Raw genomic sequence first — 13,234 nt, forward strand, 5'->3', positions numbered from 1 at the left:
GCAACATGCTGAACGCCATGGCCTCCCACCCTGCTGCACCGAGCCCGAACGCGATGCCGGCCGAATGCCCCGAACTCCCCGGGCTTCACAAGGCCGACTACCGCAATGCGATGGCGCGCCTGGGCGCCGCGGTGAACATCATCACCACCGACGGCCCCGCCGGCCGCGCCGGCTTCACCGCCTCCGCCGTGTGCAGCGTGACCGACGAGCCACCTACCTTGCTCGTGTGCCTGAACCGGTCGGCGTCGGTGTATCCGGCATTCAAGGCGAACGGCGTGCTGTGCGTGAACGTGCTGGCGGCGGGGCACCAGTCGCTGTCGGCATTGTTCGGCGGCAAGACGCCGATGGACGAGCGCTTTGCGGCAGGCCAATGGACCCGCAAGACGACCGGCTCGCCGATGCTCGACGACGCTGCGGTGTCGTTCGACTGTCGCGTGATGCACGCGACCAGCGCGGGCACGCACGATGTGCTGTTCTGCGAAGCGGTGTCGATCGCCATTGGTGGTGCGGCGCAGGGGTTGATCTACTTCGACCGCCGGTACCACGAGATTGCGGTGCCGCCGCAGCATTGATTTCGGTTTGCCCCCTCTTGTCCCCTCTCCCCTTGGGGAGAGGGTTAGGGTGAGGGTGCAGCGGCCCTTGCAAAGACTGCGGCGGCTTCAACGCCGCTGCCCTCACCCCAGCCCTCTCCCCAAGGGGAGAGGGGGCAAGACAGGGGGCAAGGTTCAGCGCGGCGTAATGCCCTGCAGCACGATGCGCTGCACGTTCTCCACGGTGCGCTCGAAGAACGCCTCGTCGTCCAGCGTGTGCCCCGACAGCGCCTGCACCTGCACGCCAAAATCCGCATAGTGCTGCGTGATCGCCCACAGCGCGTAGATCAAATGCTGCGGATCGACCGGCGCCAGCTTGCCCGCCGCCACCCACGCGGCAATCACCTCCGACTTGCGCTCCACCAGCGTGCGCAGTTCGCGGTCGAGTTCGTCGCGAAGCAGCGGCGCGCCCTGGATCATTTCAAGACAGAACAGCCGCGACGCATCGGGCCGGTCGCGCGAGATCACCAGCTTGCGGCGGATGTAGTCGCCAATGGCTTGGCTCGGGTCCTGCTCGGCGCTGAAGCCGCGCAGCGGTTCGAGCCACAGCGCGAGCAAATCGCGCAGCACATTGACGTAAAGCTCTTCCTTGTTCGCGAAGTAATAGAGCAGGTTGCTCTTGGACACATCGGCGCGCGCCGCCACCTGGTCGATCGACGTGCCGTGCAGGCCGAAGCGCGAGAACAACCCCAGCGCCGCACCCAGGATGGCGCTGCGCTTGTCCTCGATCTGGCGCAAGCGTCGGCTCACCGCGGACGCACTGCGCACCACGGGCTTGGCACGCTTGCGCGCGGGGCTCTCTTTGCTGGCCGGTGCGGCCAGCGCCTTGGTCTTCGGCATCTTCCCTCGCTCTCTCTGTCTTGGTTTATCTGCTGCGCACCACTGTAAGGCCGCGGTGCATCGCCTTGCGTCGCAACGGCCTTCCAGGGCCTGCCAGAAGGCCTTTGCACGCACCATGCCGGCGCGGCAATTGCGATTTGTCCATTTGGTCCAACTGGCACAGACGTTGCATGGCGAAAGGCATGCCAAGCAAGAGGAATTCGCCATGACCCTGCTGTCCGTTCCCATCATCGATCTCGCGCCCTACTTCGCCGGCACGGCCGAAGGCAAGGCGAAGGTTGCAAGGAAAGTCGATGAAGCCTGCCGCAGCATCGGCTTTCTGGTCATCACCCACCACGGCATTGCGCCCGAGCTGATCTCGGGCGTGTCGTCGCTCTCGCGCACCTTCTTCGACATGCCGCTGGGCGAGAAGCGCAAGGTCGATCGGCCGCGCGAAGATGCGGTGCGCGGCTACAGCGCGGTGGGTGAAGAGGGTCTGTCGTACAGCCTCGAGGAGGCGGCCCCAGGCGACCTGAAGGAGTCGTTCTCCATCGGTCCGTCGAACGTGCCGAACGACGACTACCACCGCGGCCCTGCGGCGGGCCCGCACTTCGAGCCCAACAGCTGGCCGCCCATCGAAGGTTTTCGCGAAGCGTACGAGGGTTACTTCAGTGCCATGAGCGATCTTTCGCGCTCGCTCATGCGCATCTTCGCGCTTGGCCTTGCGCTGCCCGAGACTTTTTTCGACGACAAGATCGACGAGCACATCAGCATGTTTCGCGTGCTGAGTTATCCGCCGCAGCGTGAGCAGCCGTTGCCGGGCCAGTTGCGTGCGGGCGCGCACAGCGACTACGGCAGCCTGACCATCGTGTTGCCCGACGACAAGGGTCTGCAGGTGTTCAACAAGGCCGGTCAGTGGGTCGATGTGCCGCAGGTCGAGGGTGGGTTGGTGGTGAACATTGCCGACCTGATGATGCAGTGGACCAACGACCAGTGGGTGTCCACGTTGCACCGTGTCGTCAACCCGCCGTTCGAGGTGGCGAGCACCAACCGGCGTCAGTCGCTGGTGTTCTTCCATCAGCCCAATTACGACGCGATGGTGGAGTGCCTGCCCAGTTGTCTTGCGCCGGGCGAGGTGGCCAAGTACGCACCGATTTCTTCGGGTGACCATCTGACTTCCAAGTTCGTCAAGCAGACGACCTTTGGCGGGACCAAGGCGACTGTCTAGATGGCGCGCTTCGTCTTTTGCGCTGGGAGCTGTTCAGGGCGCGCACACGAGGGTGGGGTACCTTGCTCCGCGAATGTCCCCCGGGCTTCGCCCTCCTCCTTTATTTCGCTGCGCAAGGCACCCCACCCTCGTGTGCGTTATGCGGAGCAGTCTTTGATCGTGCGATCACCCAGGGCGTGCCCAGGTGCACAGGGCGTCGGGTGCTCCCCGCAGCGAAATAAAGGAGGAGCGAAGCGGGGGACATTCGCGGAGGGGAGCACCCGGCGGCCTGTGCACGCGCCCTGAACGACAGCGTCAAGAACAACGCAGCCCTGAAACAACAACGCAGCAGGCCCACTGACATGCCCCACCTCTCCTACGTCAACGTCTTCGCGAAAGACGTCGTCGCCCTCAGCGGCTTCTACCAGCGCGTGTTCGGCTTCCCCGAAATCGAAGCCATCCGCTCACCCATTTTTCGCGGCCTGGACACTGGCAAATCGAGCCTCGGGTTCAACGCACTCGACGCCTACGAACTGCTGCACCTCGCAGAGTTTTCCGACACACGCGGCATCAAGTTTTTGCTGAACATCGACGTCGACAGCCAGGCCGACGTCGACCGCATGGTGCCCGTCGCACTCGAGGCCGGCGCCACCCTCGTCAAGGCGCCGTACGTCACCTACTACAACTGGTACCAGTCGGTGCTGCTCGACCCCGAAGGCAACGTGTTTCGCATCAACTTCATGATGTGACGCGCACTGCTCTCGCCCTGCTTTCAAGTCTCTCCCGTCCCTTCCCCTTCAAGCATCTCCACCAAAGGTAGTTCCATGCAGTTGCGCACCCTCACTCCCGGCCTGGGCCTCGCGATGACCGTCGCAGCCGGCGGCGCGTTCCTCACCACGCTGCCCGCCACGGCCGCCGACGGCTTCACGCTCAAGGACAAACCCAAGATCGCGATGCTCTACTTCGGCCCGAAGAACGACGGCGGCTGGACACAGGCCTTCGACGAAGCCCGCGTGAAGATCGAGAAAGAAATCGGCCAGAAGATCCAGTTCGTCGAGAACGTGCCCGAAGACGCCTCGGCCATCAAGCCCGCGGCAGAGAAGTTCATTCAGCGCGGCGCCAACATCATCATCGGCACCGCCTTCGGCTACTCCGACAGCTTCAAGGACCTGGCCGCCAAGTACCCCGACGTGGCGTTCCTCAACGGCTCCGGCACCACCAACGGCAGCAACCTCGAATCGTTCTACGGCCGCACCTACGAGAGCCAGTACCTCTGCGGCATGGCCGCCGGCGCGGCGTCCAAGACCGGCAAGCTCGGCTTCGTCGCGGCCAACCCCTTCGGCGTGGTGAACTGGACCATCAACGCCTTCGCGCTCGGCGCGCAGAAGATGAACCCCAACGCCACGGTCAACGTGATCTACACCGGCGCATGGAACGACCCCATCAAGGAACGCGCCGCCGCCGCCGCACTGATCGACCAGGGCGCCGACGTCATCGGCCAGCACGTGGACAGCCCCACGCCGCAGATCGTGGCGCAGGAGCGCGGCGTGTACGGCACCGGCCACCACCGCGACCTGCGCCAGTTCGCGCCCAAGGCCACGCTGTGCTCGTCGGTGTGGGTGTGGGACAGGTTCCTCACGCCGGAACTGAAGAAGGTGATGGCGGGCGGCTGGAAGCCCGCGCCATACGGCGCCTTCATCGAGATGAAGGACGGCGGCACCGACATCGCGGGCTTCGGCCCCGCGGTGCCCAAGGACAAGGCCGCGGCCATCACCGCCGAGCGCGACGCCATCCTCAAGGGCAAGCAGGTGTACGCCGGCCCGCTGGCCGACCGCGACGGCAAGGAGCGCGTGGCCAAGGGCGCCGTGCTGTCCGATGCCGACCTGTGGAAGATGGACTGGTTCGTCAAGGGCGTGGTCACGCAGAAGTAGCCAGTCGGAGCCCGAACACGCCATGCCCAACGCGCTCGAACTCACCGGCATCCGCAAGTCCTTCGACGGCTTTGCGGCTCTGACCGACGCCCACTTTTCCGCACGCTGGGGCGAGGTGCATGCGCTGCTGGGCGAGAACGGCGCGGGCAAGTCCTCGCTGATGAACATTGCGGCCGGGCTCTATGCACCGGAGGCCGGACAGCTGCTGGTGGACGACAACGCCGTGCGCTTTGCCGGGCCGCGCGATGCAGCGAAGCACCGCATCGGCATGGTCCACCAGCACTTCAAGCTGGTGCGGCCGTTCACGGTGGCGCAGAACATCTTGCTCACCGCGCCGGCGCCGGCCGAGTTTCAAAGCCACGGCGAGCGGCTGCGCGAGATGGCGCGCGACATCCGCAACAAGGCGTCGGAGCTGGGCTTCGACATCGACCCCTCGAAGCGTGTCGATGCGCTGTCGATTGCCGAGCAGCAACGCGTTGAAATTCTCAAGGTGCTGCTTGCGGGCGCGCGCATTCTCATCCTCGACGAACCCACGGCCGTGCTCACCGACCAGGAGGCCGCGCGCCTGCTGCAGACCGTGCAGGGGCTGGCGCGCGCCGGTGCCGCCGTGGTGCTGGTCACGCACAAGATGGCCGATGTAAAAACCTATGCCGACCGCGTGACAGTGATGCGCGGCGGGCGCACGGTGGCCACGCTGCAGCCGGCGGAAACGTCGGTCGCGCAGTTGGTGAAACTCACCGTGGGCGAATCGATTGCCAGCGAAAGCTTCAAGCCCTCGGGCGTGCCGCGCGGTGCGGTGCGCCTGTCGGTGCGCGGGCTGCGCACACCGGCGTCGCCCGAAGGCCGGCGCGTACTCGACGGTGTCGACCTGGAGCTGCACGCCGGCGAAATCTACGGCCTGGCCGGCGTCGGTGGCAACGGGCAAGGCGAACTGGCAGGCGCCATCATGGGCCTGCCGGGCGAAGCCACCGAAGGCGAGATCCGGCTCGAAGGCCATGGCGACCTGAAGACCATGGCTGCATCGGCGCGCCGCGGCGCCGGCATTGCCGCCATTCCGGCCGACCGCTACGGGCTTGCGCTGGCGGGTGGCCTGTCGGTGGCGGAGAACTACGCCATCGGCCGCGTGCACACCGGCCGCTACGGCCCCGTGTGGCGCTTGCGCCGGGGCCGCATCCAGAGCGACACGCAGGAGGCCGTGCGCGCCTTCGACGTGCAGGGCGTGCGCTCGGTCGCGCAGAAGGCGGCGTTGCTGTCGGGCGGCAATGCGCAAAAGCTGGTGCTGGCGCGCGAGTTCGGCAAGTCGCCCACGCTGGTGCTTGCGCACAGCCCGAGCCGCGGGCTCGACGTGCGCGCCAGCGCCGAGGTGCATGCGCGCCTGCGTGCCGCGCGCGACGCCGGCGCCGCGGTGCTGCTGATCAGCGAAGACCTCGACGAAGTGCTGCAACTGGCCGACCGCGTGGGCGTGATGACGCGCGGACGCATTGCCGGCGAATTCGCACAGCCCGCCGACCGGCAGGCCATTGGCCAGGCGATGGTCGACCATGGCTGAAGCAACCCTCTCGGCCGACATGGCACACACACCCAAGACCTCTTCCGCACTTCAAGAAGCGCCGCGCGCGGTGCAGCCGCTGGCACGCCGCCGCTACGCGCTGGAGATTCGCCAGCACATGGCGTGGCGCTGGCAGGCGCTGATCCTCGCGGCGGCGCTGCTCATCGGCTTTGCGATTTCGGCCGCGATTCTGGTGGCGGCGGGCGTGCCGGCCGACGAGCTGGCCAACGAGTTCGTCACGCAGACCTTCTTCGACGGCCAGAACTTTCGCGCGGTGCTGTTCCAGGCCGCGCCGATGATTCTGGTCGGCCTGGCCGGCGCCATCGCGTTCCGTGCGCGCTTCTGGAACCTGGGCCTCGAAGGCCAGATGGTGTGGGGCGCCATTGGCGCGACGGCCATCTCGATGTGGCAGATCGGCCCGGAGAACCTGCGCCTGCCGCTGATGTTCGTGGCCGCCGTCGCATGCGGGCTGCTGTGGGTGCTGGGGCCGGCATGGCTCAAGCTGAAGCTTGGCGTGAACGAGATCATCTCCACGCTGATGCTCAACTACATGGCGGCCAACTTTCTGCTGCACCTGGTGTACGGCAGCTGGAAGGACTCGAAGGACAACTTTCCGTACTCGCCGCAATTCCGCGCCTTCGAGCGCCTGCCCGAGCTGGGCGCCGGCGTGGGCAGCGCGATTCTTCTGGCCGGCGTGGTGGCGTTGCTGGCGTGGTGGCTGGTGAGCGTGAGCCGCGCGGGCCTGTACCTGCGCTTTGTCGACGCCAACCCGCGCGTGGCGCATGCCAACGGTGTGCCGGTGCGGCGCACCATCTATGGCGCCGTGTTGCTGTCGGGCGCGATGGCCGGGCTCGCGGGCTTCGCGGTGGTGGCGGGGCAGGAAGGCCGGCTCACGCAGGCCTTCTATCAGGGCTACGGCTTCTCGGGCATCCTCATTGCATTTCTCGCGCGCAACAACCCGCTTGCGGCCACGGTGGTGGCGTTGCTGGTGGCGGCGCTGTTCGTGACCGGGCGCAGCCTGCAGGTGTTCTACCAGGTGCCGTTCTCGATGGTGCAGCTCATACAGGCCATCATCGTGGTGTGCGTCGCGTCGAGCGACTTCTTCATTCGCCACCGGCTGCGCCGCGTGGGCGGGGAGGCTGCTTGATGAGCGGTGGTGTCATTCTCAACTGGCTGGCGAGCACGCCGGACTTCGCGGTGCCTTATGCGCTGGCGGCGCTCGGCCTGATCATCAGCGAGCGCGCGGGCGTGCTCTCGCTCGGCGCAGAAGGGCTGATGCTGGTCGGCGCGCTGGCGGGCATCGGCGCGCAGATTGCCATCGGACAACCGGCGGTGTCGCTGGTGCTGGCGATGCTGGCGGCCAGCGTGGTGTCGATGCTGTTCGCGGTGATGGTGATCTGGCTGCGCGTGAACCAGGTGATTGCGGGGCTCGCGCTGGTGTTCTTCTGCCAGGGGCTCACCTCGCTGGTTGGCTCCATGGCCGACTGGACCAACCATGCCACCGAGGGCATCGGCGGCATGGCGCTGTGGCCGCTGTCGATGCTGCCGGGCGTGGGCAAGCTCTTTGCGCAGAACGCGATGGTGTGGCTCACGCTGCCGATCTTCGGCGCGGTGGCGTGGTTCTTTGCGCGCACCTCCACCGGCCTGCGGCTGCGCGCCGTGGGCGAGAACCCGCAGGCAGCCGATGCCGCGGGCATCAACGTGACCGCGTGGCGCTTTGCGGCGGTCCTGGCGGGCTCGGCCCTGGTGGGGCTGGCGGGTGCGTACATCTCGGTGGTGAGCACCAAGCTGTGGATCGCGGGCATGACCGGCGGGCGCGGCTGGATTGCCGTGGGCCTGGTGATCTTTGCGCGCTGGTCGCCATGGAAGGCGCTGGTGGGCGCGGTGCTGTTCGGTTGCATCGAGGCCCTCATTCCCCAACTGGCCGCCGCCGGCGTGCAGCTGCCGCAGTACTTCGTGATGATGACGCCGTACGCGGTCACGCTGGGCGTGATGGTGTGGGTGGCGCTGTCGCGGCGCGGCGCCGACGAAGAGCCCGGCGCGCTGGGCCAACCCTATGTGAGAGAAGAACGCCGATGAAAGCCTGGGTCTACAACGAGGAGCGCGAGCTCGACGCGGCGCAGTTCGCCGACTACCTGAACCCGGCCACCACCGCTGTCGTTTCCATCGACATGCACCGCGGCCATCTCGACGACAGCCCCGACTGCCCCTGCCCCGCGCCGCGTGCGCGCGATGTGGTGGCGCCCATCGACGGCTTTCACGACGAAGTTCGCGCGCTGGGCGTGCGCATCGTGCACATCAAGTCGGTGCTGCGCCCGGGCGGGGAAGACGACATTCGCGGCATTCCCGCGGCATGGCGGCGCACCTTTCCGCTGCACGTGGGCGCCATTCCGAATGCGGACGCGCACGCCATCGAAGGCTCCAGATGGACCGAGTGGGTCACGCGCGTGGAGCCCGGCGACATGCGGGTGGACAGCAAGCGCCGCCTGTCGGCCTTCTACCCGACCGACCTGGACTTTCTGCTGCGCAACCAGCGCATCGAAACGGTGGTGCTCAACGGCGGCTTCACCGACTGCTGCGTGCTCAACACCGCCTTTGACGCCAACAACCACAACTACCGCGTGATCGTGCTGCGCGACCTGGTGCGCGGCACCGACCCGCACCTGGAAGGCGCGGCACTCGCGATGGTGTCGCTGCACCTGGGGCTGGTGGTCGATTCGGCGGAACTGCTGCGCCAGTGGCGCGCCTGAATCACTGAGCCGGCACGCCGAGCCAGCGCGCGGCCACGCCCTGCATGTCGCCCTGCGCTGCCTGCCACACCAGCTCGGGCGCGGCCACGTGCACGCCCGGTGGCGCGATGCGCAGCGCCAGGTCGACCAGCTCGGCCACCTTCGACGCGCGCACGGGTTGCTCGCTGCTCGGCACCATGAAGCGCAAGACCGACAGCATCCACGCGGCCAGCCGCTCCAGGGGGTTGGCGAACTTCGCGTTCACCGGCTTGCGCGCCGAGCGCACAAGAATCACGCGCTCGAAGCCGCAGGCCACCACGGCCTGCTCATCGAGGCTCGCAAGGCCGTGCTTCAGCGCATCGGGCAGCCGGCCCTGGTCGTGCGGCTGCACGATGGCCAGCGTCTGTACGCCGCAGGCGCGCAGCCAGCGTGCGAGCGCGGGCAGCTCGGCGGGGTCTGGCGCCCACAGCGCGCGTTCGCGGTCGTGGTACATGCGCGGCGGGTCGAAGGCCACGATGGCGGTGTGCGCGGAGGTTACGGGCCACTGCGCGATCGGCTGCGGCGGGCTCAGGTAGGTTTCCACGCCGCGCAGCCCGTCGCGAATGGGCTCGCGCGCCAGCACGCGGGTGTGGGCATGGCGGTGGCTGCCCGCCAGCCGGCGCAGCAGCTCGGCCCCCAGGGCACCGGTTGCCCCGGCAATCAGCAGCGTGCCGAAGGCGTCGGAAGCCACGGGCAACACCGCGAGGTTGGCGGCTTGCAGGGCGTGGAGGGGGTCGATGGCCATGGGGGCTTCTATGCTAACTTCCGCCTCTTCTGCGGAGGTAATGCAAATGATGAAGATGAAGCGCTGGTTCCTGATTCTTGCGGCAATGGTGTCGCTGAGCGGCTGCGGCTACAACCAATTTCAGTCCCTCGACGAGGCCAGCAAGTCGGCCTGGAGCGAGGTGCTCAACCAGTACCAGCGCCGCGCAGACCTGGTGCCCAACATCGTGGCCACCGTGAAGGGCGAGGCCAGCTTCGAGCAGGACACGCTCACCAAGGTGATCGAGGCGCGCGCCAAGGCCACCTCCATCACGGTGACGCCCGAGACGCTGAACAACCCCGAGGCCTTCCAGAAGTTCCAGCAGGCGCAGGGCGAGCTGTCTTCTGCGCTGTCGCGGCTCATGGCAGTGTCGGAGCGCTACCCCGACCTGAAGGCCAACGCGGCCTTTCGCGACCTGCGCGTGACGCTGGAAGGCACCGAGAACCGCATCACCGTGGCGCGCAACCGCTACATCGAGAGCGTGCAGGAGTACAACGTGCTCGCGCGCAGCTTCCCGAGCAACATCACGGCCAAGATCTTCAGCTACGCGCCCAAGCCCAACTTCACGGTGCAGAACGAGGCGCAGATTTCCGCTCCGCCCACCGTCGACTTCAGCGCACCCAAGAAGTAAGGCCGCAACAGATGGCCGTTGTTGCCGCATTGCTGCGCCGCGCCCTGGGCGCGTTGGTTATCACCGCGCTGGGTTGGGTGGCACTGCCCGCGCTGGCCCAGCAGGGCCTGCTGCCGGTGCCCGCGCTCACCGCGCGCGTGATCGACCAGACCCAGACCCTGGACAGCGCGCAGCGCAGCGGCCTGGAGGCCAAGCTTGCCGCGTTCGAGCAGCGCAAGGGTTCGCAGATCGTGGTGCTGATGGTGCCCACCACCGCGCCCGAGGACATTGCAAGCTACACGCAGCGCGTGGGCGACGCCTGGAAGATCGGGCGCAAGGGCGTGGGCGACGGCCTGCTGGTGGTGGTGGCCAAGAACGACCGCGCCATGCGCATCGCCACGGCCAAGGCGCTCGAAGGCGCGGTGCCCGACCTGGCGGCCAGCCGCATCATCGACGAGGAGATGAAGCCGCGCTTTCGCAACAACGACTTTGCGGGCGGGCTGAACGCGGCGCTCGACCGGCTCATCGGGCTGGTCGACGGCGAGCCGCTGCCAGAGCCTTCGCGCGCCAGCAATGGCGCCAGCGGTGGCAGCAGTGACGACGAAGGGATCTTCGGTTTTCTGCAGCACTTTGGCGTGTTCCTGTTCGTGGGCGTGTTCGTCGGCGCGCCGATCGTGCGCGCCATGCTCGGCAAGAAGCTGGGCACCGTGGTGGTGGGTGGTGGCGTGGGGGTGATCGTGTTTTTCATCACGGCCAGCATCGCCATCGCGGTGATCGCAGGCCTGGTCGCGCTCGTGCTCACGCTGTTCGCCGCCGCCGGGCTGCCCGGGGGCGGCGGTGGCCGTGGGGGTGGTGGCGGGTTCGGCTCTGGCGGCGGTGGTGGCTGGAGCAGTGGCGGTGGCGGTGGCGGTGGCGGTGGCGGCGGCGGTGGTGGCGGTTTCAGCTCCGGCGGTGGTGGCAATTTCGGCGGCGGCGGCGCCTCGGGCAACTGGTGAACACGATGGCAACCGACGCAACCCTGTTCTCCCGGCTCGGGCGTATCTGGCGCCATCGCTGGATCGACGAAGCCGAAGTGCGCCGCGCGCTGCCTGAGGCCGTGATGCAGCGCCTCACGGGCCGCGTGGCCGCGAGCGAGCGACGCCACAGCGGCGAAGTCCGCATCTGCGTGGAGGCCGGCCTGCCGATGTCGTACCTGTGGCGCCACGCCTCGGCCCGCGAGCGCGCCGTGATGCTGTTCGGCAAGCTGCGCGTGTGGGACACGGCGCACAACAACGGCGTGCTCATCTATCTGCTGCTGGCCGAGCATGCGATCGAGATCGTGGCGGACCGGGGCATCCACTCGCAGGTCGACAGTGCGGAGTGGGCGGCGATGGCGCAGCGCATGAGCGCGGCGTTTCGCGAAGGGCGCTTCGAGGACGGGCTGACGCAGGCGCTGGAGGAAATTTCGGCACTGCTGGTGGAACACTTTCCGCTGGGCGAAGCGGACGCCGACGTGAACGAGCTGCCCGACGAGCCCGTGGTGCTCTGACCCTGCCTTGTGCCTTGCTCCCTCCCCTCCCGGGGGAGGGCTGGGGTGGGGGCAAGCGGCGTATCCACCGGGCGCTCTGCATGCCCCCCTCCCAGCCTCCCCCCGGAAGGGGGAGGAGCGAAGACCGGATCACACAGCACCCGGCTTCTGCCTTGCTCCCTCCCCTCCCGGGGGAGGGCTGGGGTGGGGGCAAGCGGCGTATCCATCGGGCGCTCTGCGTGCCCCCATCCCAGCCTTCCCCCAAAGGGGGAAGGAGCAAATCCCTCAGTCCGATGCAGGCAGCGCCCACACGGCCGCGCCGCCCACGGCATAGAACCGCCGCCCCGGCGCCGCCTCCATCAACCACCCGCCGGTGAATTCACCAAAGGCCGGCAGCACCGCCTGCCCCGGCTCGCTCACGAAGCACGGCAGCCTCACCCTGTCACGGCCAGGCCCGTAGAGCCTGCAGGCCGGATGCAAATGCCCCGCCAGCACGAAATGCGTGGCGTGCGCCTGCGGGTGATGACAGCAGGCGAACGGCCCGAGCAGGTGCGGCTCGTCGACCACCTCGATGCCCAGCGCCGTCGGCGGGTCGCCCGCGCGGCTGTCGTGGTTGCCGCGCACCAGCGTCATCGCGATGCCCGCGTGGCGCGCCCGCCAGTCCGCCACGGTGGGCAGCACCGTGCGCGCCTGCGCGGCATGCAGAAAGTCGCCGAGAAACACGATGCGCCGCGGCGCCAGCCGCGCGATGAGCGCATCGAGCCGCGCCAGGTTCTCCTGCGTGGTGCCACCCGGCACCGGCTGGCCCAGCGCGCGGTAGGTCGCGGCCTTGCCCAGGTGCAAGTCGGCCACGAACAGCACCTGCTCGGCGGGCCACCACAGCGCGCGCTCGGGCAGCAGTTGCAGCAATTCACCCGCCCAATGGACCGGCAAGGACGAAGCGAAAGTTTCTGGTTGCATCACGGGCTCGAAGTGTCGCAAAAGACGCCAGCAACCGCGGCCGGCTTGCAATTGGCCCCGACAGCCCCTATTTTTTGTCGATGACCGAATCGCCCCCGCTGCACGTCGTCTGCCCGCATTGCCACACCACCAACCGCGTGCGCGCGGCACAGCTGGCCAGTGCGCCCGACTGCGGCAGCTGTCACCGCCCCCTGTTCACCGGCCATTCCACCGCGCTGCCCGACGAAGCCACCTTCGACAAGCACATTGCGCGCAACGAGATTCCGGTGCTGGTCGACTTCTGGGCGCCCTGGTGCGGCCCGTGCCGCCAGATGGCGCCGGGCTACGAGCAGGCCGCAGCCCAGCTCGAGCCCCATGTGCGGCTGGCCAAGGTCGACACCGAGGCGGTGCAGGCCCTGGGTGCGCGCTTCAACATCCGCAGCATCCCGACGCTGGCGCTGTTCCGCAATGGCCGCGAGGTGGCGCGCCAGGCCGGCGCGATGGGCGCGGCGGACATCGTGCGGTGGGTGAAGGCGCACGGCGCGGGCTGA

15 protein-coding genes are annotated in these 13,234 nt (G+C 67.9%); 12 read left to right on the forward strand and 3 right to left on the reverse strand.

Features of this window, described 5'->3' with window-relative positions; all coding sequences use genetic code 11:
- Positions 1-5 precede the first annotated feature (5 nt).
- Positions 6-572 (forward strand): NADH-dependent FMN reductase RutF, encoded by a 567-nt coding sequence (rutF, locus tag VLK31_RS29045; protein WP_409171952.1) that lies wholly within the window; start codon positions 6-8, stop codon positions 570-572.
- Between the two features lie 153 nt (positions 573-725).
- Here the strand turns inward: rutF and rutR are convergent, their stop codons facing one another.
- The gene (rutR, locus tag VLK31_RS29050) at positions 726-1,430 is read right to left on the reverse strand and encodes an HTH-type transcriptional regulator RutR (protein WP_409171953.1); all 705 of its coding nucleotides are present in this window, start codon (positions 1,428-1,430) and stop codon (positions 726-728) included.
- A gap of 205 nt (positions 1,431-1,635) precedes the next feature.
- Here rutR and VLK31_RS29055 point away from each other — a divergent pair, with 205 nt between their 5' ends.
- The 7 genes from VLK31_RS29055 to VLK31_RS29085 all read left to right on the forward strand — a co-directional run bounded on the left by VLK31_RS29055 (position 1,636) and on the right by VLK31_RS29085 (position 8,846).
- Positions 1,636-2,637: an isopenicillin N synthase family dioxygenase gene (locus VLK31_RS29055; RefSeq protein WP_409171954.1), complete on the forward strand. Its 1,002-nt coding sequence runs from the start codon at positions 1,636-1,638 to the stop codon at positions 2,635-2,637.
- A gap of 341 nt (positions 2,638-2,978) precedes the next feature.
- The gene (locus VLK31_RS29060; protein ID WP_409171955.1) at positions 2,979-3,365 is read left to right on the forward strand and encodes a VOC family protein; all 387 of its coding nucleotides are present in this window, start codon (positions 2,979-2,981) and stop codon (positions 3,363-3,365) included.
- Positions 3,366-3,440: 75 nt separating this feature from the next.
- Positions 3,441-4,547, forward strand: a complete 1,107-nt coding sequence (locus tag VLK31_RS29065; protein ID WP_409171956.1) for a BMP family ABC transporter substrate-binding protein — start codon at positions 3,441-3,443, stop codon at positions 4,545-4,547.
- Positions 4,548-4,569: 22 nt separating this feature from the next.
- On the forward strand, positions 4,570-6,096 hold the full coding sequence (locus tag VLK31_RS29070; RefSeq protein WP_409171957.1) for an ABC transporter ATP-binding protein: 1,527 nt from the start codon (positions 4,570-4,572) through the stop codon (positions 6,094-6,096).
- Positions 6,089-7,243: an ABC transporter permease gene (locus VLK31_RS29075; RefSeq protein WP_409171958.1), complete on the forward strand. Its 1,155-nt coding sequence runs from the start codon at positions 6,089-6,091 to the stop codon at positions 7,241-7,243. Before VLK31_RS29070 ends, VLK31_RS29075 begins: the two co-directional genes overlap by 8 nt.
- Positions 7,243-8,175 carry an ABC transporter permease gene (locus VLK31_RS29080; protein WP_409171959.1) on the forward strand — a complete coding sequence of 311 codons (933 nt, stop codon included), beginning with the start codon at positions 7,243-7,245 and terminating at the stop codon, positions 8,173-8,175. The genes VLK31_RS29075 and VLK31_RS29080 overlap by 1 nt, the downstream gene beginning before the upstream one ends.
- Positions 8,172-8,846 carry a cysteine hydrolase family protein gene (locus VLK31_RS29085; protein WP_409171960.1) on the forward strand — a complete coding sequence of 225 codons (675 nt, stop codon included), beginning with the start codon at positions 8,172-8,174 and terminating at the stop codon, positions 8,844-8,846. Before VLK31_RS29080 ends, VLK31_RS29085 begins: the two co-directional genes overlap by 4 nt.
- 1 nt (position 8,847) lies before the next feature.
- On the opposite strand, the gene VLK31_RS29090 is transcribed toward VLK31_RS29085, so the two are convergent.
- Positions 8,848-9,609, reverse strand: coding sequence for a hypothetical protein (locus VLK31_RS29090; RefSeq protein WP_409171961.1), 762 nt, complete (start codon positions 9,607-9,609; stop codon positions 8,848-8,850).
- Between the two features lie 49 nt (positions 9,610-9,658).
- Here VLK31_RS29090 and VLK31_RS29095 point away from each other — a divergent pair, with 49 nt between their 5' ends.
- The 3 genes from VLK31_RS29095 to VLK31_RS29105 are packed head-to-tail and all read left to right on the forward strand — an operon-like array spanning position 9,659 to position 11,765.
- The gene (locus tag VLK31_RS29095) at positions 9,659-10,258 is read left to right on the forward strand and encodes a LemA family protein (protein ID WP_409172002.1); all 600 of its coding nucleotides are present in this window, start codon (positions 9,659-9,661) and stop codon (positions 10,256-10,258) included.
- Positions 10,259-10,269: 11 nt separating this feature from the next.
- On the forward strand, positions 10,270-11,232 hold the full coding sequence (locus tag VLK31_RS29100) for a TPM domain-containing protein (RefSeq protein ID WP_409171962.1): 963 nt from the start codon (positions 10,270-10,272) through the stop codon (positions 11,230-11,232).
- 5 nt (positions 11,233-11,237) lie between these two features.
- Positions 11,238-11,765, forward strand: coding sequence for a TPM domain-containing protein (locus tag VLK31_RS29105; RefSeq protein ID WP_409171963.1), 528 nt, complete (start codon positions 11,238-11,240; stop codon positions 11,763-11,765).
- Positions 11,766-12,029: 264 nt separating this feature from the next.
- Here the strand turns inward: VLK31_RS29105 and pdeM are convergent, their stop codons facing one another.
- Positions 12,030-12,704 carry a ligase-associated DNA damage response endonuclease PdeM gene (gene pdeM / locus VLK31_RS29110; protein WP_409171964.1) on the reverse strand — a complete coding sequence of 225 codons (675 nt, stop codon included), beginning with the start codon at positions 12,702-12,704 and terminating at the stop codon, positions 12,030-12,032.
- Positions 12,705-12,784: 80 nt separating this feature from the next.
- Between pdeM and trxC the strand changes: the two genes are divergently transcribed.
- The gene (gene trxC / locus VLK31_RS29115) at positions 12,785-13,234 is read left to right on the forward strand and encodes a thioredoxin TrxC (RefSeq protein ID WP_409171965.1); all 450 of its coding nucleotides are present in this window, start codon (positions 12,785-12,787) and stop codon (positions 13,232-13,234) included.

Source organism: Variovorax sp. H27-G14 (assembly GCF_046156345.1).
Classification (GTDB): Bacteria; Pseudomonadota; Gammaproteobacteria; order Burkholderiales; family Burkholderiaceae_C; genus Variovorax.

Bases quoted from the DNA above. Each gene is read 5' to 3' on its own strand.
- rutF (WP_409171952.1), top strand. From the start codon at position 6: ATGCTGAACGCCATGGCCTCCCACCCTGCTGCACCGAGCCCGAACGCG.
- rutR (WP_409171953.1), bottom strand. From the start codon at position 1,430: ATGCCGAAGACCAAGGCGCTGGCCGCACCGGCCAGCAAAGAGAGCCCC.
- VLK31_RS29055 (WP_409171954.1), top strand. From the start codon at position 1,636: ATGACCCTGCTGTCCGTTCCCATCATCGATCTCGCGCCCTACTTCGCC.
- VLK31_RS29060 (WP_409171955.1), top strand. From the start codon at position 2,979: ATGCCCCACCTCTCCTACGTCAACGTCTTCGCGAAAGACGTCGTCGCC.
- VLK31_RS29065 (WP_409171956.1), top strand. From the start codon at position 3,441: ATGCAGTTGCGCACCCTCACTCCCGGCCTGGGCCTCGCGATGACCGTC.
- VLK31_RS29070 (WP_409171957.1), top strand. From the start codon at position 4,570: ATGCCCAACGCGCTCGAACTCACCGGCATCCGCAAGTCCTTCGACGGC.
- VLK31_RS29075 (WP_409171958.1), top strand. From the start codon at position 6,089: ATGGCTGAAGCAACCCTCTCGGCCGACATGGCACACACACCCAAGACC.
- VLK31_RS29080 (WP_409171959.1), top strand. From the start codon at position 7,243: ATGAGCGGTGGTGTCATTCTCAACTGGCTGGCGAGCACGCCGGACTTC.
- VLK31_RS29085 (WP_409171960.1), top strand. From the start codon at position 8,172: ATGAAAGCCTGGGTCTACAACGAGGAGCGCGAGCTCGACGCGGCGCAG.
- VLK31_RS29090 (WP_409171961.1), bottom strand. From the start codon at position 9,609: ATGGCCATCGACCCCCTCCACGCCCTGCAAGCCGCCAACCTCGCGGTG.
- VLK31_RS29095 (WP_409172002.1), top strand. From the start codon at position 9,659: ATGAAGATGAAGCGCTGGTTCCTGATTCTTGCGGCAATGGTGTCGCTG.
- VLK31_RS29100 (WP_409171962.1), top strand. From the start codon at position 10,270: ATGGCCGTTGTTGCCGCATTGCTGCGCCGCGCCCTGGGCGCGTTGGTT.
- VLK31_RS29105 (WP_409171963.1), top strand. From the start codon at position 11,238: ATGGCAACCGACGCAACCCTGTTCTCCCGGCTCGGGCGTATCTGGCGC.
- pdeM (WP_409171964.1), bottom strand. From the start codon at position 12,704: ATGCAACCAGAAACTTTCGCTTCGTCCTTGCCGGTCCATTGGGCGGGT.
- trxC (WP_409171965.1), top strand. From the start codon at position 12,785: ATGACCGAATCGCCCCCGCTGCACGTCGTCTGCCCGCATTGCCACACC.